The following is a 20,335-nucleotide window of genomic DNA, read 5'->3' as shown; positions in this document are numbered from 1 at the left end:
GCAACAAGGTTCGGGAAAATTCAGGATCCGGCGGCCCGGGGGGCGCCGGCGGCGGTCAAGTGGCGGGGCAGTTTCTGCCCGGTGAGGATGCAGGCCTTCAGCCGTCCGGTGTCGTCGGGATCCAGCAGGGTCGCGGCCAGCTCGTCGAATTTGGCGGCCAGTTCGGCATCGGTCAGCGGATCGTCGGGATCGCCCTTGCGGGTCTCCTGGAAGTGCTCCAGCACCCGGCCGTCCATCAGCTCCACCCGCAGGCGCGCCATGCGGCGGCGCGGATAGGCGGCGGCGATCTCGGGGTCCTCGGCGACATGTACCAGCGGCATGACGGCGCGGATGTCGAGCCGGGCGAGGGCTTCGGGGGTGAAGGCGGCCATCCGCACCCCGCCCAGCACCAGAAGCGCGCCGACGCAATATTGCAGACTGAAGCGCGCATCACGGGCGCTCTCCACCTGCATCCGGTCGCATATCGACCGGGTCGGGCCATAGCCGCGCACGTCGATCCGGCGGATGTCGGCGGCGCTGAAGGGAACCTTCGCCTGCAGCGCGCGCAGCCCGTCCAGCGTCGGGAAGATATGACCGCAGCAGCCGTGGTTCTTGAAGGTCATGCGCGAGATCGGCGTCCAGTCGCCTAAGCCCTCCAGAGCGGCCGACCAGTTGCCGGTATCCTCCCCGGTCGCCGCGGCATAACCATGCGGCGCGTGCAGGCTGTCGAGCGAGCCTGTAACGCCAGCGGCGGCCGCCAACCCGGCGAGGACGCCGGCCTCGGCCGCGTGGCCGCTATGCAGGGTCTTGGTGACGCCCTGGCCCTGCAGGTTCTCCTGATGGCCGCCGGCGAAGCTGGTGGCGATAGCGATGGCATTACCGATCACCCCAGCGTCGCCGCCCTTCAGCATCGCCACCGCCGTCGCCGCCCCGAGCGTGCCGACCGTCGCAGTGATGTGCCAGTTGCGGTAATGGCTCGGCTGCAGCGCCACGGCGATCCGGCAACCGACCTCGTAGCCGCCGATCACCGCGCGCAGGAATGCCTCGTTGCTGGCCCCGATGTCCTGCGCCACCGCCAGCGCCGCCGAGATCGTCGGGCTGCCGGGGTGGTAGCCGCCATCGCGGTAGATGTCATCGAATTCCGCGGTGTGGCTGGCCACGCCGTTCAGCAGCGCGGCATGGCGCGAAAAGCCCGCCCCACCATCGACATACGCCACCGCCGCACCTGCGCCGCGCCCCGGGGCCAGCGCTCGGGCCAGAGCCACGACCGGACCCTCGGCGCAGCCCGGCAGCAACGAGGCGAACCAGTCCAGCACGGCGCGGCGCGCGTCATGCTCCACATCGGCGGACAAGGGGCGGCGGTTCCACTCCGCGGCAGCCGCCGCAAGTTCGAGCAATGGGTTCGTCATCTTTCGCCTTCCCGGGCGGCAGGTCCGGTCCCGCCACCTCCTCACTATGCCGCACGCTGCGCGGGCGGTTCGTCTGATAAAATGTCGCGCAGCACAGGCTTGCGGTCAGCCTCGGCGCACAGGACGCGGCCGTTCAGCCCCGCTTCAGCAGCAGGCCGCCGTCGACCGGCAGCAGCACGCCGGTGACATAGCGCGCCTCGTCCGAGGCAAGGAACACCGCCGCATGCGCCACGTCCCAAGCGTTGCCCATGAAGCCCATCGGCACCAATCCGTCGCGTTCGCCTCGGATCTCGGCATGGCTGCGGCCGGTCTCGCGCACCCGGCGCTCGATGGCCATCGGCGTGTCGATCAGCCCGGGCACGATGACATTGGCCCGCACCCCGTGACCGGCGTTCTCGGCCGCGACATGCTGGGTCATGGTGTTGATCGCGCCTTTCGAGGTCTTGTAGGCCAGCGTCGGGCGCTTCGACAGCGAGGAGGTCGAGGAGATGTTGATGATCGCGCCGGACCGCCTGTCGCGCATGCCCGGGAGCGCATGCTTGCACAGCATGAATATGCTCTTGAGATTCAGGGTCAGGATGCGGTCCCAGTCCTCGACCGGCAGGTCATAGGTCGGCCGGTCGCCGGTGGAGGTGCCGATGTTGTTGTGTAGGATGTCGATGCGGCCATGGCGGCGCTCCGCCTCCGCCACGACGGCAGCGCAGGCCGCCTCTTCGGTCACGTCGGCCGCCAGAACGCTCGCCCCCCGGTCGCCGCCCGGAAGTCCGGCGAGCGCTGCGCGGGTTTCCTCGGCCCACTCGGCGTTGCGGTCCACCAGCAGGCAGGTCGCGCCCTCCTCGGCGAAGCGGATCGCCGTGGCCCGGCCGTTGCCGATGCTGGAGCCGGGCTGCTGCCCTGCCCCGACGATCACCGCGATCTTCCCCTCCAGCCTGCCCGCCATTCCCGCACCCTCCCCGGTTTCTCTGATCGGCGGTCAGGTTAGCAGCAAGAAGAACTGGTGAAGACAGATCAGAGGTTTGGCAAACCAGAGGTGCTCTTTGTGCGCCGCGGCGCCGCGAGCGTGGCTTGTGCCCCTTCCCCGGCCTTGAAGAACTCCGGCGCCTCGCCGACCTGCTCCAAGAGCCAGTCGATGAAGCGGCGGGTCTTCACGTTGACCGATGTTGCGGTCGGCCAGACGACATAGAAGGCCGCCCCGGTCGGGATCGGCCGGTTGATCGGGCAGACCAGCCGGCCGTCGCGGATACTGTCCTGCAAAAGACCCAGCTGGCCGATCGCCATGCCGAAGCCCTGCTCGGCCGCCGAGAAGGTCAGCAGCGAGGTGTCGAACTCCATCTGCCGGTGGCGCGAGATGTCGACCTTCAGCGTCTCGGCCCAGAACTCCCAGGCGCGGCGGCGGTAGCGCGCATGCAGCAGGTCGCATTCCGCCAGATCCTCCGGCGCGCGGATCGGCCCCGCCTTGTCGAGGTAGCGCTGCGAGCAGACGACATCGACTTCCTCGTCGAACATCTTGCGGCTGCGCGCATCGCGCCAGCTGCCCGAACCAAGCTGCACCGCCACGTCGAGATGCGTGCCGCGGAAATCCAGCGGCTCCACACGCGTGTCGAAGCGCACGCGGATGTCGGGGTAGCGTTCGGTGAAATCGGCCAGCCGCGGCATCAGCCAGTGATGCGCGAAGGTCGGGTAGACCCGCAGGTTCACCGTGCTCTGCGTCTCCTGGTTGATGATCCGCCGGGTGCAGGATTCCAGCTCGTCGAACAGGCCCGAAATCTCCAGCCCGAAGGCGCGACCCACCTCGGTCAGCTTGGCGGAACGGGTGCCGCGCTCGAACAGGCTGACGTTCAGGTAGTTCTCGAGGATGGCGATCTGGCGGCTGATCGCCACCTGGCTCACGCCCAGCTCGCGCGCCGCCGCCGTGAAGGTCTTGTGGCGCGACGCGATGGCGAAGGCCCGCAGCGGGTTCAGCGGAAGGTTCAGCCGTCGCATTTGCATAATCGGAGGTTTCCCCAGGTCAACCAAAGGCCAGTCAAACTTCGTTCAAGTTAGTCTAGATCTCGAGCCAAGCCAAGTGGTGCGGGCAAATGCTTCGGGCGGCGGCTCCTGCGCGGGACGCCGACCGCAGACCTCCGCGAGCGCGGGATGCGCCGGCCACGGGTGAAACGGGGGGAGAAAATCATGGCGGGACGCCTGTCTGGCAAGGTTACGATCATCACCGGCGCGGGAAGCGTCGGTCCGGGCTGGGGCAATGGCCGCGCTGCGGCCGTGCTTTTCGCGCGCGAGGGGGCGACGGTGATCGCCACGGACATCAAGGCCGAGGCCATGGAGGAAACGGCGGCGCTACTGCGCGAGACCGGGGCCGAGCATCAGTTGGAGCTTTGCGACGTGACCGACGCCGGCTCGATCGCCGGGCTGGTGGCGCGGGTGATGGAGCGGCACGGCCGCATCGACGTGCTGGTGAACAACGTCGGCGGCTCGGCGCGCGGCGGGGCGGTCGAGATGACCGAGGAAACCTGGCTGACGCAGCTGAATTATAACCTTACCAGCGTCTTCCTGACCTGCAAGCATGTCCTGCCGGTGATGAAGGCGCAGGGCGGCGGGTCGATCATCAACACCGCCTCCACATCGGGCACGCGCTGGACCGGCGCGGCGCAAGTGGCCTATGCGGCGGCGAAGGCCGGGGTGATCCAGTTCTCCAAGGTGACGGCAGTGGAATACGCCCCGCACAACATCCGGGTGAACACGGTCGTGCCGGGCCAGATGCACACGCCGATGGTCGAGGTCCGGCTGGCCGGGCAGCGGTCGGGCGGCGATGTCGAGGCGCTTCTGGCCAAGCGCCAGTCGCGGATACCGCTGCCCTTCATGGGCGACGGGCGCGACACGGCGCAGGCGGCGCTGTTCCTCGCTTCGGACGATGCGCGGTTCGTGACCGGGACCGAGATCGTCGTCGACGGGGGCATGTCGGCGCGTTGTGACTGACGCCCCTGCCTCTTCCGGCGCGGTGCTGCGGCGGTTCCTGCGACTGGCGCTGTTCATCGGCCTCGGGGCCTGCGGCGGCTGGCTGTTCCAGCGCATTGGCTCGCCGCTGCCCTGGATGATCGGGCCGCTGGTGGTGACGGCGCTGCTGTGCCTGACCGGAGCCCTGCCGACTCAGGTGCCGAACCGGCTGCGGCCTTTCGGCCAGGTCGTGGTGGCCAGCCAGGTCGGCCTGACCTTCACCAGCGAGACGCTGCATGTGGTGCTGGAACTGGGTCCGGTGATCCTGGGCACAGCGATGATGACGCTGGTCTGCATCCTGCTCGTCACGCTCGTCTTCTCGCGTTGGAGCGGGATGACCTTGGCGCAGGGCTTCCTCGCCAATGTGCCGACCAGCCCGGTCGAGGCCGCGGCCATGGCGGTGGAGAACAGGGTCGATCCGGTTCCGGTGATCTTCTCCCAGACCCTGCGGCTCTCGGCGGTGGTGCTGGTGCTGCCCTTCGGCCTGTTCGCGCTGGAAGGCTGGCCGGCCGGGCGCGGCATGCCCCATGCCGACGTGCCGATCCAGCCGCTGAACATCGTGCTGCTGCTGGCCTGCGGCTTCGCGGCAATGCACCTGTTCCGCTGGCTGAGGATCCCCAATCCGAACTTCCTCGGCCCGCTGGCCGCCACCGCCACGCTGGCGGTGTCCGGCTACGGCTTGCCGCCCTACCCTGCGGTGATCCTCTCGGCGGCGCAGGTGGTGCTGGGCTGCTGGCTCGGCTCCACCTTCCGCCGAGAGCTGGTGGCGCGGGCGGGACGGCTGACGCTGACCTGCCTCGTCTCGATCCTGACGCTTCTGGCGGCCTGCTCGCTGGGCGCGGCGGGAATCGCGCAATTGGCGGGCATGGACTGGCGGCTGCTGGTGCTGGGCGCCGCGCCGGGCGGGGTCACGGAAATGGCGCTAACCGCCAAGTTCCTCGGCCAGAACGCCACCATCGTCACCGCCTTCCACCTGACGCGCATCTTCATCTTCATGCCAAACATCCCTTGGATCGTCGCCGTCATCGCCCGCTACGAACGGCGGCGGCTTCGTCCGGAAAGCGAGGACAAATGACCCAGTTTCGCCCCCTGCCCCAAGACCGGCCCGCCCGCATCGCCGTGCTGGACGACTACATGGGCGTCGCGCACCGGCTGGCCCCTTGGGCTCAGTTGGCAGGCAAGGCCGAGGTGGAGTTCCTCACTGAGGTGCTGCCGCAGGATCTCGACGCCGCCGCCGCCCGGCTACAAGGCTATGACGCGATCTGCCTCTTGCGCGAACGCAGCGCCATGCCGGGCGAGCTGCTGCGGCGGCTGCCCGGGCTCAAGGCCATCGCCGCGACCGGCCGGCAGAACCGCACATTGGATCAGGCCGCCGCCGACGACCTCGGCATCGCCGTGATGACCACCACCGGCAGCGGCAACGGCGTCTATGCCACGGTGGAGCTGGCTTGGGGGCTGATCATCGCGCTGATGCGCCACATTCCCGAGGAATGCGCCGGGATGCGCGAGGGTGCCTGGCAGACCCGGTTGGGCAATGCGCTTTACGGGCGCAGCATCGGGCTCGTCGGCTTGGGCAAGCTCGGCACGCGCATGGCGCAGATCGCCCGGGCCTTCGGCATGGAGGTGCTGGCCTGGAGCCCGAACCTGACGTCGGAGCGGGCCGAGGCGGCCGGTGCGCGCTATCTGCCGAAGGCGGAGCTGCTGCGGACCGCCGATGTCGTCTCGCTGCATCTCGTGCTGGGGCCAACGACCCGCGGAATCCTCGGCGCCATCGATCTGGCGCAGATGAAGCCGGGGGCGATCCTGATCAACACTGCACGCGGTCCGCTGGTCGATACGCCGGCGCTGGTCGACGCGCTGCGCGACGGGCCCCTGCGCGGCGCGGGCATCGATGTCTACGACCACGAGCCGCTGGCCGCCGATGCGCCGATCCGGCGGCAGGCCAACGCCCTGATCACTCCGCATCTGGGCTATTCGGTGCAGGAGACCTTCGAGGCCTTCTACGGCGAGACGGTGGAAAATCTCGAAAGCTGGCTGGCCGGCGCGCCCACCCGCCTCGCTGCACAAGGAGAACCGCGCAAATGAGACTTGCTCCCCCCGATCCCGCCGGAATGACCCCCGACCAGAAGCGGGTGCATGACACCATCACCAGCGGCCCGCGCGGCCGGGTGCGTGGCCCCTTGGCCATCTGGCTCCACCGACCGGAGCTGGCGGAGGCGGCGCAGGCGCTGGGGGCCTATTGCCGCTACGGCTCCTCCTTGGAACCCCGCCTGTCGGAACTGGCCATCCTCTGCATGGCGGTGATCTGGCGGTCGGAGTTCGAATGGTGGGCGCACAAGCCGATCGCGCTGAAGGCAGGCCTGTCCGCGGCCGCGGTCGAGGCGCTGCGCCAGGGCGGGGCCCCGGACTTCGCCGATCCCGAGGAAGCGCTGGTGCATGAGGTGGTGCAGGCGCTTTCCGTGCAACGCCGGCTGGAGGATGCGCTCTACGCGCGGGCCGAGGCCGGGCTGGGCCGCGACCGGCTGGTCGATCTGGTCGGGCTCTGCGGCTACTACACGCTGATCTCGATGACACTGAACGCCTTCGAAGTGCCCCTGCCCGAGGGCGCGCAGCCGGAGCTTTCCGCCGGCTGAAAACCTCCCCCGTAAATGCAGAAGCCCGGCTCGCGCCGGGCTTCTGTCTGTCTGCCGTGCCGAAGGATCAGTTGGCGACGATGCTGCGCTCGGTCGCCAGCGTCTTCCACAGATCCATTTCCTTCTCGACCTGCGCCTTGAATTCGTCGGCGCTGTCCTTGCCGGCGATCACGAAGTTGTCGGCCAGCACCTTCTTGAAGCTGTCGGTAGCCAGCGCAGCATGCATGTCGCTGTTGATCTTCTCGACCAGGGCCGGATCCATACCGCCCGGGCCGAACAGGCCGACCCAGCTGTTGATGTCGATGCCGTCGACACCCGCCTCGGCGCTCGCCTCGACATCCGGCAGAAGCTCGTAGCGTTCCGACCCAAGCACGACCAGCGCCTTGACCTGGCCGTTGTTCACATAGGGCATCACGCTGGCGGTGTTGCTGATGTAGACATCGGCATGGCCGCCCATCAGGTTCACTTGGGCGTCGCCGCCGCTGGAGAAGTGCACGATGTCGGCGTCCAGCCCGGCCTGCTGGATCAGCAGCTCCTCGGTGAAGTGGCTCGATGTGCCCACACCGGCTGTCGCGAAGAACATCGGCCGCTCCTTGGCCTCGGCGATGAAGTCCGCGAAGGTGGTGGCGTTCACCGCCGCGCCCGCCACGGCCATGTACGGGCTGGTCGCGACCATGCCGATGGCGGTGATGTCGGTCTTCGGATCGAAGGGCAGATCGTTTTGCACCGCCGGTGCGGTGGCCACTGCGGGAGTGTTTACCAGCAACGTGTAGCCATCCGGCTCGGCCTGCGACAGTGCGGCGGTGCCGATCATCGAGCCCGCGCCGGCGCGGTTCTCGACTACGACGGGCTGACCCCAGATCTGCTGCAGCTCATGCGCCAGCTGGCGGCCGATCAGGTCGGTCGACCCGCCGCCGCTGTAGGGCACGATCAGCGTGATCGGCTTGGACGGGAAGTCCTGCGCGGCGGCTGCGGCGCTGCTGAGACCGAGGGCCACCATGGCGGCTGTTAGCATCTTCATCTTCAAACTCCTCCCTTGAGTTGGTCACGGACGGGCCGGGCGCGGCGTTTCCACCGGCATGGCCCGTGGGGGATCCGGGACGCGCGCGCCCCGGACGGTCGTTGCGGGCCGGTCAGTCCTCCTGCCCGGCGGTGAGCTTGCGGTCGCGCATCCGGGCCTTCTGGCGCATCCCGGCCCAGATGCTCCAGATCAGCACGAGGGCGGTGATGCCAAGCACGACGCCGGTGATCGGGCGCTCGATGACGGCGCTGAAATCGCCCCGGGCCAATACCATGGCGCGGCGGAAGTGCTGCTCTACCAGCGGACCGAGTACGAAGCCGAGAAGCAGCGGCGCAGCGGGCATGCCGAAGATTCGCATCGCATAGCCGAGCGCGCCGAAGCCCATCACCGCCATCACGTCGAAGGCGCTGTAGTGCACGCTGTAGGCGCCGATGCAGATGAACATCAGGATCGCCGGGTAGAGCAGGTGATAGGGCACGCTCAGCAGCCGGACCCAGAGGCCGATAAGCGGCAGGTTCAGCACCACCAGCAGCAGGTTGCCGATCCAGAAGCTCATGATCAGGCCCCAGAACAGCTCCGGCTGGTCGGTCACCAGCTTGGGGCCTGGGTGGATGCCATGCACCATCAGCGCGCCGATCATCAGCGCCATCGTGGCGCTGCCCGGGATGCCGAGCGACAGGGTCGGGATGAAGGCGGTCTGGTCGGCGGCGTTGTTCGCCGATTCCGGCGCGACGACGCCCTCGATCGCGCCCTTGCCGAAACGCTCGGGCTCCTTGGAGATGCGCTTCTCCACCCCGTAGGACACGAAGGCCGCGACGGTCGGCCCGGTGCCCGGCAGCGCGCCGAACAGTGATCCCAGCGTCGAGGACCGGAACATCGGCCCCCAGGAGCGGCGGAAATCGTCGCGGGTCGGCATCAGCTTGCGCAGGGTGATCGCCTTGGGGTCGAGTTGCCGCGCGGCGGTGCGGCCGATCGAGCTGACGATCTCGGCCACGCCGAACAGCCCCATGGCCAGCGCGCTGATGCTCAGCCCGTCTAGCACGGAAAGCGAGCCGAAGGTGAAGCGCGCGGTGCCGCTCTGCGGGTCCATGCCCACCGTGGCCAGCAGGATGCCGAGCGCCACCATGGCGAGGCCCTTCACCACCGAGGCATCCGACACCGAGGAGGCCGCAACCAGCCCCAGCAGCATCAGCGCGAAATACTCCGCCGAGCCAAAGGACAGCGCCCAGGAGGCGACCACCGGCGTGAAGACGCTTAGCACGATGATGCCGTAGATCCCGCCGTAGAACGAGGCGACGGCCGTCATCGCCAGCGCCACGCCCGCCCGGCCCTGCTGGGCCATCGGGTAGCCGTCGAGGCAGGTGACGGCGCTGGAGGTGGTTCCGGGAATGTTCAGCAGGATCGACGCCGTGCTGCCGCCATAGGCGGTGCCGTAGTAGATCCCGGCCAGCATGATCAACGCGGTGGTCGGCTCCAGATGGAAGGTCATCGGGAAAAGCATCGAGATGGCCGCCAGCGCGCCCAAGCCCGGCAGGACGCCGATCAGCGTGCCGACGAATACGCCGAAGAAGCAGTACATCAGGTTGACCGGCGTCAGAGCCGTGTCGAGCCCGAGAGCGATATTGGAGATCAGGTCCATTCAGAAAGGCCAGTTCACGAGAGCGATGGGCAGTTGCAGGGCGACGATGAACACCAGCCAGGCCGACGCTCCCAGCACGGCGGCGAGCACGAACCGTCCGACGACGCTCAGCTTTCGCTCCGCCAGCGTGGAAACCAGGGTGCAGGCCAGAACGGCGGGCAAGAGGCCAAGCGGGCGGATCGTCAGGGCGAAGGCCAGCACGCTGCCGAGGATGACCAGCGGCACGAAGATCCGGATCTCGCCCCGCTGCGGCAGGCTCGAGAAGGAGCCGAAAATGATGACCAGCCCGAAGACCGCGAGCAGCACGCCGAGCGCCACCGGCACCATGCCCGGACCCATCCGGGTGACGGTGCCGACGGTGTAGTGGATCGCCGCATAGCTGGCGAAGCCGACCCCCAGAAGGGTGACGAAGGCTCCTCCGGCCATTTCTCGGTAGTCAATTCCAGACATCGCCCCTCCTCCCGCGCAAAGCCGCCCTCCTCAAGGCCCTATAAGTCTCTGGCCAATCTTGCCTCGCAACAACATGCTAAATCGCAAGTTACCGTAACCGGAAGTCAGGCTCGGGGGCTTCGAACGTGGCTTGCCCGCCCCCGGTTCCCTTGGCAAGTCTGGTCACCATGAGAGAAACGCTGGAACATCAGGGCTGGACCCACGACCCGTCGGAAGGCTTCATCGCCCTGCTCGGCGGCCTGTGGCATCGCGAGGTCGAGGGCGGGCGCGAGATCGGGCTGCTTGCCCGGGACGAACACGCCAACCGCAACGGCACGGTGCATGGCGGCATGCTGATGAGCTTCGTCGACCGCGCCTTCGGCATGACAGCGCGGATGACCGCCGGCGCGCCGCGCGGCGCGACCGTCAGCCTGACCCACCAGTTCCTGGCGCCGATGCATCCCGGCCAGTTCGCCTGGGTCGCGCCGCGCGTGGTGCGGATGACGCCGCGGCTGGCATTCATCGAGGGCACGGTGATCTGCGAGGGTGAGCCGCTGGTGATGGCCCAAGGCGTCTGGAGACTTGCCCGCCGCACCGATTGACGAATGGGTGACCGGGGAAGGTACCCCGGCCGCCCTTGCTCAGGCCTTGTCAGCGGAGGCCAGAATCCTCAGCCCCGCCAGATCCGCCGCCTTCTTCTGCGGCCCGAAGTCGGCGACGGCCCGCGCGCAGTCCGCAGCCAGCCTGGCGGGATCTTGTTGTCCGGCCCAGTGCAGCGGCCCGCCGGTCCAGCGCGGAAAGCCGTAGCCGTTCACCAGCACCACATCCACGTCGCCGGGCCGGGCCGCCACGCCCTCTTCCAGCACCAGCCCGGCCTCGTTGACCAGCGCGGCCAGCACGCGGCTGCGGATCTCTTCCGGCGCGAGGACGCGCGGGATGACGCCCTTGCGGGCGCGCGCCTCGGCGATGAGAGCCTCGGCGGCGGGATCGGGCTGGCGCTTGCCGGCCTCGTCATAGCGGTAGTAGCCCGCGCCGGTCTTGCGCCCCAGCCGCCCCGCCGCGCAGAGCAGGTCGGGGATCTCGACATAGCGCGCCCGCGGGTCGCGCTGCGGGGCCTGCTGCTGGCGCATCCGCCAGGCGATGTCGAGCCCGGAGAGATCGGCCACCGCGAAGGGCCCCATGGCTAAGCCGAAGCCCTCCAGCGCCGCGTCCACCTCCTGCGGCAGCGCGCCCTCCTCCAGCAGGAACTCGCTGGCGGCGCGATAAGCGGCATAGATGCGGTTGCCGATGAAACCGAAGGCGTTGCCCGCCTGCACCGGCTGCTTGCCCAAGGCGCGCGCCACCGCCAGCCCGGTCGCCACCGCTTCGGAGCTGCTGGACCGGCCCGGCACCACCTCGAGCAGCTTCATCACATGGGCCGGGCTGAAGAAATGCAGCCCCACCACCGCCTCGGGTCGGCCGGTCGCCGCCGCGATCGGGTCGATGTCGAGATAGGAGGTGTTGGTCGCGAGCAGCGCGCCGGGCTTGGCCACGGAGTCGAGCCGGGCGAAGACCTGCCGCTTCACCTCGAGATCCTCGATCACCGCCTCGATCAGCACATCGGCCTCACCCAACCGCGCCATCTCGTCGGTGAGAGTCAACGCGGCCCGCGCCGCCTCGGCGGCCTCGCCCGTCAGCCGCCCGGCGACCGCGCTGCGGCCGATCTCGTCGCCGATGCGCTTGCGGGCGCGGTCCAGCGCGGCGGGATCGCTGTCGACAAGCACCACCGGGTAGCCGGCCTGCAGGGCGGCGAGCGCGATGCCCGCCCCCATGGTGCCCGCGCCGAGCACGCCAAAGCCGCGGATCGGTCCGGGCGTCCCGCCCGTCGCCGCGCCGCGCGAGGCCTCGCGCTCAGCGAAGAAGATGTGGCGCAGCGCCCGCGCCTCGGGCTGCAGCCGCAGATGCTCGAAGGCCGCGCGTTCCGCGGCGAGACCCTCCGCCGCCGGCTGCTGCCCGACGGCGCGGACCTGCGCGATGGCTTCGAGTATATGCGGCCGCTGCCGGCCCTTGGCTGCGGCCTTCCGGGCGGCGGCCTCGATCTCCGCGCCCGGCTCCTCCGGCACGTCGCGCTCGATCGCCCGCCGCTTGCCCGAAGCCAGGGCCAGCGCCACCGCCTCGGCCCGCAGATCCCCGGCAGCCAGCGCGTCGATCATCCCGAGCTCCAGCGCCTCGGCGGCGCCGACCCGGGTTCCGCCGCAGATCAGTGCGATGGCACGCGACCTGCCGACCAGGCGCGGCAGCTTCTGCGTGCCGCCCGCGCCGGGAATGATCCCCAGCCCGCATTCCGGCAGGCCCAGCACCGTGCCCGGCGCGGCGATGCGAGCGTCGGCCCCCAGCGCCAGCTCGTAGCCGCCGCCGAGCGCCGCGCCATGCAGCGCCGCGACCCAGCGCTTCGCCGAGCCTTCCAGGGCGGCGATCACCTGCGGCAGCTGCGGATCGGCCAGCGGCAGGTCGAATTCGCGCAGGTCGGAGCCAGCGATGAAAGACTTGCCCGCCCCGATCAGCACACCCGCCGTCAGCGCGGGATCGGCCTCGACCTCGGCGATCCGCGCCAAGAGCGCGCGGCGCACCGCGGCGGAGCCCGCGTTCACCGGCGGGTTGTCGATCACCAGCACCGCCACGGCGCCGTCGCGTTCCAGATGCACCTTGCCGCTCATGTTCCGCTCACCCTTGCCAGACCGTCAATTGCCATAATCCCCTGCCCCTCGGGCAGGACGAACAGCGGATTGATCTCCGCCTCTTCCACCCTTGCGCCCTGCGTCGCCCCGAGACCGGAGAACGCGACTATAGCCTCGGCCAGCGCCGCGAGATCGCCCTTCGGCGCGCCGCGGAAACCCTCGAATATCCGCGCCGACTTCAGCTCGGCGATCATCTCGAACGCCCCCGCGAGATCGACCGGGGCGAGACGCAGGATGCTGTCGCGATAGATCTCGGTGTGTATGCCTCCCGCCGCCAGCACCACGACCGGGCCGACCTGCGGGTCGCGGCGGAAGCCGAGCAGCACCTCGCCCAGACCCCTGGTCATCTGCTGCACCAGGATGCGGGTCACCCTGTGGCCCGCCATCCGCTCGGCCACGCGTTCGCCGACGCCGGCGATCGCCGCCTCCAGTTCCTGCGCGTCGCGGATGCCCAGCACCACGCCGCCGGCATCGGTCTTGTGCGGGATGGCCGCGTCCAGCACCTTGGCGACAACCGGATAGGCGAAGGGCAGCTCCGGCAGCGGCTGACCGACCTCCAGCACCAGATGCGGCGCGACCGTCAGGCCGGCCCCGGAAAGCAGCGCGTAGGATTGTGCCTCGTCGAGCACCCGGCTCTCCGCCGCGCCGGCTTCGGCGTCCAGCGGCAGGTCGCGCTGCGGCAGGCGGCGGTGCAGGGCGGCGGCGACGGCGTCGCCGCAAGTCTCGGGAAACTGGAAGGCCGGCACGCCCGAACGCGCCAGCAGCTGCGCCGCATCGGGCGCGTCCGGCACAAGAAACACCGCCAGCGGATGGCCCGGCCCCGCCGCCGCGTCGATGGCGGGCTGCACCGCAAGCTCGGGGTTGAAACGCGCCGAGGAACCGACGCTGGCCAGCAACAGATCGAACTCCGGGGCGGCGCGCAGGATGTCGAGCGTGGTCTTCATCACGTCATAGCGGGTGCCCGCCAGCGTCAGATCGATGATCCGGCCATGGCCTGGATCGATGCCGCTGTCGCGCAGCTTCGCCCGGGTCGCCGCGCTGGCCGGAACCACATCCACGCCGCGCAACGCCATCTGGTCTACCGCCATCGCCGCCCCGCCGCCGGTCGTCGTCACCACGCCGACGCGGCCGCGCCGCGATTGCGCCGCCGCGGGCAGCCGTTCCAGCAGGGGCATGACCTCGATCAGCCCCTCGAAGCTTTCCACCCGGGCGATGCCGCAGGCGCGCAGGAAGACATCCGCCACCTCGTCGGCCCCGGCCAGCGAGCCGGTGTGCGAGACGGCCAGCTCCGCCGCCTCATCCGACCGGCCCAGCTTGTAGGCCGCGACCGGCTTGCCGCGCGCCGCCGCTTCCAGCGCGAACGCGCGCAGCGCCTCGGCGTGGCGCAGGGTTTCGAGGAACAGCATGTAGCTAGTGACCGAGGGGTCATCCAACGTCGCGGCGCAGATCTCGCCGATCGACAGGTCGGTCTCGGCCCCTACCGACACCAGCCCGGCGAAGCCGATGCCCTTGCGCTTGCCGCGCGAGACCAGCGCCCCGATCAGGCTGCCGGAATGCGAGCCGACGAATATCCCACCCTTCGGCAGGTCCGGCTCGGCGAAGGCGGCGTTCGCGGTCAGGGTCAGCCCGTTGTGCAGGTTCACCACGCCGATGCTGGAGGGCCCGACCAGCCGCATCCCGCCGCGCGACAGGATTTCGGCGAGCCGCGCCTCGTTGGCCGCGCCCTTCTCGCCGGCCTCGGCAAAGCCGGAGGACAGCATCGTCGCCACCGGCACGCCGAGCCGCTGGCACTCCTCGAGACTGTCCAGCGCCTTCTCGGCGTCGGTCAGCAGGAAGACATGGTCCGGCCGTTCCGGCAGCGCGGCGAGCGAAGGCCAGGCCTTCTCGCCCTGCACGGAGTCGCGGCGCGGGTTGACCAGCATCACCTCGCCGGCGAAACCGCTGCGCCGCAGGAATTGCAGCGGCCGCCCGGCGGTCTTGGCGGGATCGTCCGAGACGCCGACAAGCGCCACACATTGCGGCGTCAGCAACGCCCTGGTCCAATCGGAAGTCATCTGCTCTCCCTCAGGCGCGCTGGTTGAAGCGGCGGTCGAAGACGTGTTCGGCGATCCGGTTTTTCAGCATCTCGATGGAGCCGCCGGCGATCATCCAGCCCCGGGTGCGCTTCACGCAATACTCCACCAGACTTTCGGTCGAATAGCCGTAGCCGCCCATCACCTGCATCGCCTCGTTCGATACGTCCCAGCCCGCCTGGTTGCAGGCCAGCTTGGCCATGGCCGTGTCATTGGCCGAGGGAAGCTGGCCCTCCGGCACCGACGCGGCCCGGTGCAGGAACATCTGCGCCGCCTCCAGCTTCATCGCCATCTCGGCGAATTTCCATTGCAGGCCCTGGAATTCGCAAAGCGGGCGACCGAACTGCTTGCGGTCCAGCGCGTGGCGTCGCGCGGTCTCGAAGGCGTAGCGCCCCAGCGCCAGAGCGCGCGAGGCATTGCCCAGCCGCTCGACGTTGAAGCCCGAGATCTGCTTCTTGAAGCCGCCCGGCCCCAGCAGCACGTTGGTCTTCGGGATGCGGCAGTCTTCGAAATACAGCGGGCACCATTCCTCACCGCTCATGAAGCCAGCCCGCTGGCCGATGGTGAAGCCGGGGGTGTCGCGCTCGACGAGCACCGAACCGATGCCGCCCACCCCGGGGCCGAAGCGCAGGTAGATCAGGAATAGCCCCGCCTCCGGCGAATGGGTCGAGAACACCTTGGAACCGTTGATGACATAGTGGTCGCCATCCTCGCGCGCACTGGTCTTCAACTCAGTGACGGCCGACCCGGCATCCGGCTCGCTCATGCCGAGCGAGATCAGCATCCGGCCCGCCAGCAGGTCGGCGAGCCAGCGCTCCTTCTGCTCGGGCGAGGCGTATTCCACGAAGGTGCGGATCGGGCCGAAATTGCCGGCCTGCACCACATCGGCGCTTTTCGGGCAGGAGAGGGCGATGGTCTGGATTGCCAGCACCGCGTCCATCAGCGTGCCGCCGATGCCGCCGTCCTCCTCCTTCATGGTGATGCCGAGGAGGCCCATGTCCGATAGTTTCCGCGCCACGTCCCAAGGGTATTCCCGCGAATGCGCCCGCTCCAGCGCTCCCGGCGCCAGCTCGCTCTGGGCGAAACGCGCCACGGAATCGACAAGCCCGCGCTGCTCCTCGGTCAATGCGCTAAACATCGGTGATCTCCCCTTCCATTCCGCTATCCCCGTTCTGCCACAGCCCGCCGGGGGGGCAACTTCGCGAAGGTCAGGGATTGGTGATCTGCGGTTATGCAAGCGCCGGCATTCCGCATTCAATCGAAGCGCAGGTTAGGGTGGATCACCTGCGCCCGCCGCGACCCTCAGCGGAAATAGCTGGTTCCCTCCATGATCAGCCGCGCCGTCCGGCCGATCAGCGCCTTGCGCACGGCGATGCCGCCGGCCTCGGCGCACACCTCGGCGGCGACGCGCAGCACGCCGCCCGGATGGCCGACCCGCAGGTCGTAGATCCCGCGCGCCTGGCCAAGACCGGCGACGGCTTCCTGCACCAGCGTGCCGGGGATCCCGGCGGCCACGGCGGTTCCGGCGGCGCCCGAACCCGGATAGGCCTTGGAGAACTCGTAGCGGGCCAGCGAGCGGGCGAAGAGATCATGGTCGTCCATCGCCACCGCCTGGCCGTTGGTCGCGCCGTAGGCGAGCGGCGGGGCCACGGCGAAGATCAGCGGGTTGGTGCTGACCCGCAGCTCCTGATCGGCATCCGGGCCGGCGATGAAGCCGATATGCGCCGAAACCGCCTTGCGCACCGCCTCCAGCCGCCCGACCAGCGCCAGATCCGCCTGCATGTCGTAGATCGAGGCCGAGGTATCCATGCCGATGTCGCCGGCGCGGACGAAGAACAGCAGGTTGGCCATGTCGATCACGCTGACCTCCAGCAGGCCGATGCCCGGGATGTCGACCCTGTCCATGGCATTGCCGGTGGGCAGCACCGAGCCGCCAAGCGCCGAGCCGGCAAAATCGCCGAAATCCACGTCGATCCGGGGGCCTGTGCCCGGCACGCCGCCAATGGCGAAATCGCCCTCGACCGCCGGGAAGCCGTCGCGCATCGGCACATGGGTCACCAGCCGCCGGCCGGTGTTGACCTGGTGCACGTTGACCTGCATCCGGTCGCCCTCCATCCGCCCCGCCCCGGTCAGCGCGCCGTAGAGGGCCGCGCCGGCCGAAAGATTGCCGCAGTTCGCCCTCCAGTCGACCCGGGGCAGCTCGGTGTTCACCTGGCCGAAGAGATAGTCGATGTCGCAATCCGCCCGGGTCGGCGCGCCCATGATCGCCACCTTGCTGGTCAGCTTGTCGGCGCCTCCAAGCCCGTCGATCTGCCGGCGGTCGGGCGAGCCGAAGACCCGCAGCACGATCTCGTCCCGGGCGGCCCCCGGCTCGGGCAGGTCGGCGCGGTCGAGGTAGATCCCCTTGGACGAGCCGCCGCGGATGATCCGGCTCGGGATGGAGCGCATGTTGAGGGCGGGCAGAACGGGCATGGGATCCTCCTGGGGCGGGCCTAGATGAGACACCCGGGCGTCGGGCGGGTGCGCGGCCCAGAACAGCCTGCCTGCCGCGGTGATGACAGCGACTAAAAGTCAGGCAGGCGCAGCCAGAGTTCCGCCCCAGCGCGAAGCAGAGGGGTTCGCGAGCGCCTGCCCCGGGCTGCCCGCCGTCAGAAATGCCGGTCCAGCGCAGCCCAGCGAAGATGAAGAATGCGATGAACAGCGTGTCGGCGAGGACGGCGGCGACGGGACCGAGGCTCAGGAGCCGCTGGATTGAGGTGCGCATACCCACCGCGGCCATCGCGAGCACGTTAGAGGATGCAGACACGGCAATCGGATAGGCGGCGAGCGCGGGGAGAGAGATTTCCTGGATCTCTCCCCGCGCTCACCCAAAACCAACCTGAGACCTGGATCAAGGCCTCCTGCCTTAAGTGCCGCGCCGGCAGGGCCGCTCTCGCTAATCCTCCGCGTCCCCAAGAAGAGAGCGATGCCGCCGACCCCATCGCCCAAAGCCTAGGATCAGAGCGCTTCCCAGCGAGGAGAGCTGCTCAAACCTTCCCACGACCGGCAGGAGCGCCACGCGCTGTCTTCCCTGAGGATCCTGTCCGGCTGGCTGAGAGGTTCTGCATCGCAGAAAACTCCCATCGGATGGGAACCGGACGCTAGTCGCGCAGGTTTCAGCACCTTGCTCTGGAGCAGCCAGTGCTCAAAGGCCTCAGCCGAGGCCTGAAATCCACTTAGCCAACTGGGGTTGATATGCCGCTGACTAGATGGGGAAAGCCTGTCTTCATTCAGCTTGGTGGCCGAAGCTCCCCCGACGCAGTTTCCTCCGCCTTCGAAGCGCTGCAGGTTCTCACGTTCAAAAGTCCGGATACGCTGACGCCCCGGATCTCGCGGGCGATCAATGCGAGCCTTGCTGCGCTGCAGGGCAAGACGGATCATGAGGAGGCCCGCGCCGCCTTCCTTGAAGCTGCATTAGACGCGGATTTCAGCGTCCGATAGCCGACATTTGCCGTGACTCGCTGCGTCCAGGGGCTTGCCAAGAGTAGCGTCGAGCGACGGCGGGGTCCGATCAAGCAAAAGTCCCGAGTGGCGGGCTGTTTCTGATCTGTTGCTCTCGACAGGATGAAGGTTGGTACTAAATCCTGATCGTGACCAATACAACCCGATCGGTCGGAGGTTTTAGACCTAGCCGGTAAGCTTTCAGTCCAATCATTCGGCTGAGGTTCTTGTGGTTCGCTGTTGCTTCGAAGCGGTCTAGGTCCTCCACATCTGCGGATACGCGGAGAACATGATGGAAGAGCTGACCGCGCTTCTGGATGCCATAGGCGGCGAGATGCATCATGAGGGCGCTCGGGCCGCGGGCATTCTCTGGCCCTGCCGATCGTTGTCCATCGACGTGGTTCTGATGATGTAACCGCTCCCCTTTGTGGATCCTAGCAGACCCACCTTGGCACACAGATGCCGTCGGGGGGCGGTTACATCATCAGAGCCGGCATGACGTGCGACTGATCGCGCCGAAGTTCGTCAAGCCTTATGTCAAGAACCAGAAGAACGACATGGCGGATGCAGAGGCGATCGCAGAGGCCGCCTCTCTATAGCAACGACTCCTGACAAGAACAGTATGTTCTCTGTATCGGCCAGATCCGCGCTGCAGTGCCCTCTGCGGGATGTCGTTCCAGGCGGCTGCCTGCCTCTCGCCCTTGCCGAAAACTCCCGCAGCTTGCGCTTTCCTCCGGCAGCGGCATCGTCTCAAGCCTGCCGCAGCGCCGCTTCCTCTGGTATGTGGCTGCCGTCGGGGCTAGACGCGTCCCACCCCTTGATCCGGAGCCGACTGATGATGCTGAAAACCCTGAAACGCGGCGTGGCCCTAATGGCGGCGATCGCCGCCACCCCGACTCTCGCCGCCGAAGCCTTCGCGCCGAAGGTTCTGGTGATGGCGATGTTCGAAGCCGAGGCGGCCCCGTGGTTGAAGAACATCGACCTGCCCGAGAAGATCGTCGTCCCCGGCCTGCCGAAGGACTTCAACGCGCTGTCCTGCAACGCGGATCTCTGCGTGATGACCACGACGATGGGCTATGCCAACGCCGCCAGTTCGGCCATGGCCGTCGGGTTCTCCGACCAGCTGGATCTGTCGCAAACCTATGTCCTGATCGCGGGCATCGCCGGGGTCGACCCTGCGAACGGCACGCTCGGCTCGGCGGCATGGGCCGATCACGTCGTGGATGCGGGGCTGGTGCACCGCATCGACAGCCGCGACGCGCCGGTGGACTGGACCAGCCAGATCGTCGAACTGGGGGCGAAGACTCCCGGAGAGAAGCCCGGCTGGGCCGCGGGCACCGAGGTCTTCACGCTCAACCCGGCGCTGGTCGCCGCCGCCTACGAGGCGACCAAGGCTGTCGAACTCGCCGATGGCGACGAGGCGGCGGCGTACCGCGCCACCTACACCCAGGATGCGGCCAAGGCTGCTCCGCAGGTGATGATCTGCGCCTCGGTATCCGCTGACACCTATTGGCATGGCGCAACCATCGCACAGGAGGTTGCCGATCACGCCGGGCTGTTGACCGACGGAGCAGCCGACTACTGCATGAGCCAGATGGAGGACAACGCGACGCTCACCGCCCTGTCGCGGGCAGCCGAGGCCGGACGGCTGGACATGGACCGCGTGGCGGTGCTGCGGACCGCCTCGAACTTCGACCGGGCCGCCGAGGGACAGGAAACCGCGGCCTCGCTCGCCGCGAAATCGGGCGGCTTTGGACCTGCGACCGAAAATGCCTATCGCGTGGGGCGGGCCTTCGCCGAGACGGTGATCACTGACTGGGACCGCTTCTCCAAGGGCCTGCCCCGGGAGTGACGGGCCGGAACGAGGCGAGGCAGGGCGTTCGGCCTTGCCCCGCCCCGGGCTCCTGCTTCTGTAATGCAGCAGGAGCCCGGGGCGGGCCGTCGCCGTCATCAGGAAGAACCGGA

General features: G+C 68.6%; 18 protein-coding genes. 8 read left to right on the top strand and 10 right to left on the bottom strand.

All coding sequences use genetic code 11. From position 1 onward, the window contains the following. Positions 1 to 20 precede the first annotated feature (20 nt). From C5F48_RS02400 to C5F48_RS02390, 3 genes are all read right to left on the bottom strand, one after another. Positions 21 to 1,388, bottom strand: a complete 1,368-nt coding sequence (locus C5F48_RS02400; protein ID WP_107662314.1) for an MmgE/PrpD family protein — start codon at positions 1,386 to 1,388, stop codon at positions 21 to 23. 133 nt (positions 1,389 to 1,521) lie between these two features. Then, positions 1,522 to 2,328, bottom strand: a complete 807-nt coding sequence (locus C5F48_RS02395) for an SDR family NAD(P)-dependent oxidoreductase (protein ID WP_107662313.1) — start codon at positions 2,326 to 2,328, stop codon at positions 1,522 to 1,524. A gap of 68 nt (positions 2,329 to 2,396) precedes the next feature. After that, the gene (locus tag C5F48_RS02390; protein WP_211314670.1) at positions 2,397 to 3,371 is read right to left on the bottom strand and encodes a LysR substrate-binding domain-containing protein; all 975 of its coding nucleotides are present in this window, start codon (positions 3,369 to 3,371) and stop codon (positions 2,397 to 2,399) included. 189 nt (positions 3,372 to 3,560) lie between these two features. Between C5F48_RS02390 and C5F48_RS02385 the strand changes: the two genes are divergently transcribed. The 4 genes from C5F48_RS02385 to C5F48_RS02370 are packed head-to-tail and all read left to right on the top strand — an operon-like array spanning position 3,561 to position 7,012. Beyond that, positions 3,561 to 4,361, top strand: coding sequence for an SDR family NAD(P)-dependent oxidoreductase (locus C5F48_RS02385; protein ID WP_107662311.1), 801 nt, complete (start codon positions 3,561 to 3,563; stop codon positions 4,359 to 4,361). Continuing rightward, positions 4,354 to 5,454 carry an AbrB family transcriptional regulator gene (locus tag C5F48_RS02380; RefSeq protein WP_107662310.1) on the top strand — a complete coding sequence of 367 codons (1,101 nt, stop codon included), beginning with the start codon at positions 4,354 to 4,356 and terminating at the stop codon, positions 5,452 to 5,454. Before C5F48_RS02385 ends, C5F48_RS02380 begins: the two co-directional genes overlap by 8 nt. Continuing rightward, positions 5,451 to 6,464: a D-2-hydroxyacid dehydrogenase family protein gene (locus C5F48_RS02375; RefSeq protein ID WP_107662309.1), complete on the top strand. Its 1,014-nt coding sequence runs from the start codon at positions 5,451 to 5,453 to the stop codon at positions 6,462 to 6,464. Before C5F48_RS02380 ends, C5F48_RS02375 begins: the two co-directional genes overlap by 4 nt. Further along, a complete protein-coding gene (locus C5F48_RS02370; RefSeq protein WP_211314671.1) occupies positions 6,461 to 7,012 on the top strand; it encodes a carboxymuconolactone decarboxylase family protein in 552 nt (183 codons plus the stop codon). Before C5F48_RS02375 ends, C5F48_RS02370 begins: the two co-directional genes overlap by 4 nt. A 67-nt stretch (positions 7,013 to 7,079) precedes the next feature. On the opposite strand, the gene C5F48_RS02365 is transcribed toward C5F48_RS02370, so the two are convergent. From C5F48_RS02365 to C5F48_RS02355, 3 genes are all read right to left on the bottom strand, one after another. After that, positions 7,080 to 8,033, bottom strand: a complete 954-nt coding sequence (locus tag C5F48_RS02365; RefSeq protein ID WP_107662307.1) for a Bug family tripartite tricarboxylate transporter substrate binding protein — start codon at positions 8,031 to 8,033, stop codon at positions 7,080 to 7,082. Between the two features lie 112 nt (positions 8,034 to 8,145). Beyond that, positions 8,146 to 9,672 carry a tripartite tricarboxylate transporter permease gene (locus C5F48_RS02360; RefSeq protein ID WP_107662306.1) on the bottom strand — a complete coding sequence of 509 codons (1,527 nt, stop codon included), beginning with the start codon at positions 9,670 to 9,672 and terminating at the stop codon, positions 8,146 to 8,148. Beyond that, positions 9,673 to 10,122, bottom strand: a complete 450-nt coding sequence (locus tag C5F48_RS02355) for a tripartite tricarboxylate transporter TctB family protein (RefSeq protein ID WP_107662305.1) — start codon at positions 10,120 to 10,122, stop codon at positions 9,673 to 9,675. Positions 10,123 to 10,289: 167 nt separating this feature from the next. Here C5F48_RS02355 and C5F48_RS02350 point away from each other — a divergent pair, with 167 nt between their 5' ends. Next, positions 10,290 to 10,703, top strand: coding sequence for a PaaI family thioesterase (locus C5F48_RS02350; RefSeq protein WP_107662304.1), 414 nt, complete (start codon positions 10,290 to 10,292; stop codon positions 10,701 to 10,703). 39 nt (positions 10,704 to 10,742) lie between these two features. On the opposite strand, the gene C5F48_RS02345 is transcribed toward C5F48_RS02350, so the two are convergent. From C5F48_RS02345 to C5F48_RS02330, 4 genes are all read right to left on the bottom strand, one after another. Continuing rightward, positions 10,743 to 12,797 (bottom strand): 3-hydroxyacyl-CoA dehydrogenase NAD-binding domain-containing protein, encoded by a 2,055-nt coding sequence (locus C5F48_RS02345; protein WP_107662303.1) that lies wholly within the window; start codon positions 12,795 to 12,797, stop codon positions 10,743 to 10,745. After that, complete coding sequence (locus tag C5F48_RS02340; protein WP_107662302.1) at positions 12,794 to 14,872, bottom strand: acetate--CoA ligase family protein; 2,079 nt, start codon at positions 14,870 to 14,872, stop codon at positions 12,794 to 12,796. The genes C5F48_RS02345 and C5F48_RS02340 overlap by 4 nt, the downstream gene beginning before the upstream one ends. Positions 14,873 to 14,882: 10 nt before the next feature. Beyond that, the gene (locus C5F48_RS02335) at positions 14,883 to 16,028 is read right to left on the bottom strand and encodes an acyl-CoA dehydrogenase family protein (RefSeq protein ID WP_107662301.1); all 1,146 of its coding nucleotides are present in this window, start codon (positions 16,026 to 16,028) and stop codon (positions 14,883 to 14,885) included. Between the two features lie 164 nt (positions 16,029 to 16,192). Further along, entirely contained in the window at positions 16,193 to 17,362 is a 1,170-nt protein-coding gene (locus tag C5F48_RS02330) for a PrpF domain-containing protein (protein ID WP_107662300.1), read from the bottom strand. 762 nt (positions 17,363 to 18,124) lie between these two features. On the opposite strand from C5F48_RS02330, the gene C5F48_RS26420 reads away from it, so the two are divergent. The 3 genes from C5F48_RS26420 to C5F48_RS02320 all read left to right on the top strand — a co-directional run bounded on the left by C5F48_RS26420 (position 18,125) and on the right by C5F48_RS02320 (position 20,222). Beyond that, complete coding sequence (locus tag C5F48_RS26420) at positions 18,125 to 18,370, top strand: DUF982 domain-containing protein (RefSeq protein ID WP_107662299.1); 246 nt, start codon at positions 18,125 to 18,127, stop codon at positions 18,368 to 18,370. A 292-nt stretch (positions 18,371 to 18,662) separates the two neighbouring features. Further along, complete coding sequence (locus C5F48_RS25930) at positions 18,663 to 18,785, top strand: hypothetical protein (protein ID WP_258186478.1); 123 nt, start codon at positions 18,663 to 18,665, stop codon at positions 18,783 to 18,785. A 420-nt stretch (positions 18,786 to 19,205) separates the two neighbouring features. Further along, positions 19,206 to 20,222 (top strand): purine-nucleoside phosphorylase, encoded by a 1,017-nt coding sequence (locus tag C5F48_RS02320; RefSeq protein WP_107662298.1) that lies wholly within the window; start codon positions 19,206 to 19,208, stop codon positions 20,220 to 20,222. Positions 20,223 to 20,335: the final 113 nt, after the last annotated feature.

The sequence above is a fragment of the Cereibacter changlensis JA139 genome (genome assembly GCF_003034985.1).
Classification (GTDB): domain Bacteria; phylum Pseudomonadota; class Alphaproteobacteria; order Rhodobacterales; family Rhodobacteraceae; genus Cereibacter; species Cereibacter changlensis.
This window is presented reverse-complemented; position numbering and strand designations above follow the sequence as displayed.

What these genes read in the sequence shown, in the direction of transcription:
- C5F48_RS02335 (WP_107662301.1), bottom strand. Translation starts at nt 16,028, where the DNA reads ATGTTTAGCGCATTGACCGAGGAGCAGCGCGGGCTTGTCGATTCCGTG.
- C5F48_RS02340 (WP_107662302.1), bottom strand. Translation starts at nt 14,872, where the DNA reads ATGACTTCCGATTGGACCAGGGCGTTGCTGACGCCGCAATGTGTGGCG.
- C5F48_RS02350 (WP_107662304.1), top strand. Translation starts at nt 10,290, where the DNA reads ATGAGAGAAACGCTGGAACATCAGGGCTGGACCCACGACCCGTCGGAA.
- C5F48_RS02345 (WP_107662303.1), bottom strand. Translation starts at nt 12,797, where the DNA reads ATGAGCGGCAAGGTGCATCTGGAACGCGACGGCGCCGTGGCGGTGCTG.
- C5F48_RS02330 (WP_107662300.1), bottom strand. Translation starts at nt 17,362, where the DNA reads ATGCCCGTTCTGCCCGCCCTCAACATGCGCTCCATCCCGAGCCGGATC.
- C5F48_RS02370 (WP_211314671.1), top strand. Translation starts at nt 6,461, where the DNA reads ATGAGACTTGCTCCCCCCGATCCCGCCGGAATGACCCCCGACCAGAAG.
- C5F48_RS02400 (WP_107662314.1), bottom strand. Translation starts at nt 1,388, where the DNA reads ATGACGAACCCATTGCTCGAACTTGCGGCGGCTGCCGCGGAGTGGAAC.
- C5F48_RS02365 (WP_107662307.1), bottom strand. Translation starts at nt 8,033, where the DNA reads ATGAAGATGCTAACAGCCGCCATGGTGGCCCTCGGTCTCAGCAGCGCC.
- C5F48_RS26420 (WP_107662299.1), top strand. Translation starts at nt 18,125, where the DNA reads ATGCCGCTGACTAGATGGGGAAAGCCTGTCTTCATTCAGCTTGGTGGC.
- C5F48_RS02390 (WP_211314670.1), bottom strand. Translation starts at nt 3,371, where the DNA reads ATGCGACGGCTGAACCTTCCGCTGAACCCGCTGCGGGCCTTCGCCATC.
- C5F48_RS02355 (WP_107662305.1), bottom strand. Translation starts at nt 10,122, where the DNA reads ATGTCTGGAATTGACTACCGAGAAATGGCCGGAGGAGCCTTCGTCACC.
- C5F48_RS02320 (WP_107662298.1), top strand. Translation starts at nt 19,206, where the DNA reads ATGATGCTGAAAACCCTGAAACGCGGCGTGGCCCTAATGGCGGCGATC.
- C5F48_RS02360 (WP_107662306.1), bottom strand. Translation starts at nt 9,672, where the DNA reads ATGGACCTGATCTCCAATATCGCTCTCGGGCTCGACACGGCTCTGACG.
- C5F48_RS02385 (WP_107662311.1), top strand. Translation starts at nt 3,561, where the DNA reads ATGGCGGGACGCCTGTCTGGCAAGGTTACGATCATCACCGGCGCGGGA.
- C5F48_RS25930 (WP_258186478.1), top strand. Translation starts at nt 18,663, where the DNA reads ATGGAAGAGCTGACCGCGCTTCTGGATGCCATAGGCGGCGAGATGCAT.
- C5F48_RS02395 (WP_107662313.1), bottom strand. Translation starts at nt 2,328, where the DNA reads ATGGCGGGCAGGCTGGAGGGGAAGATCGCGGTGATCGTCGGGGCAGGG.
- C5F48_RS02375 (WP_107662309.1), top strand. Translation starts at nt 5,451, where the DNA reads ATGACCCAGTTTCGCCCCCTGCCCCAAGACCGGCCCGCCCGCATCGCC.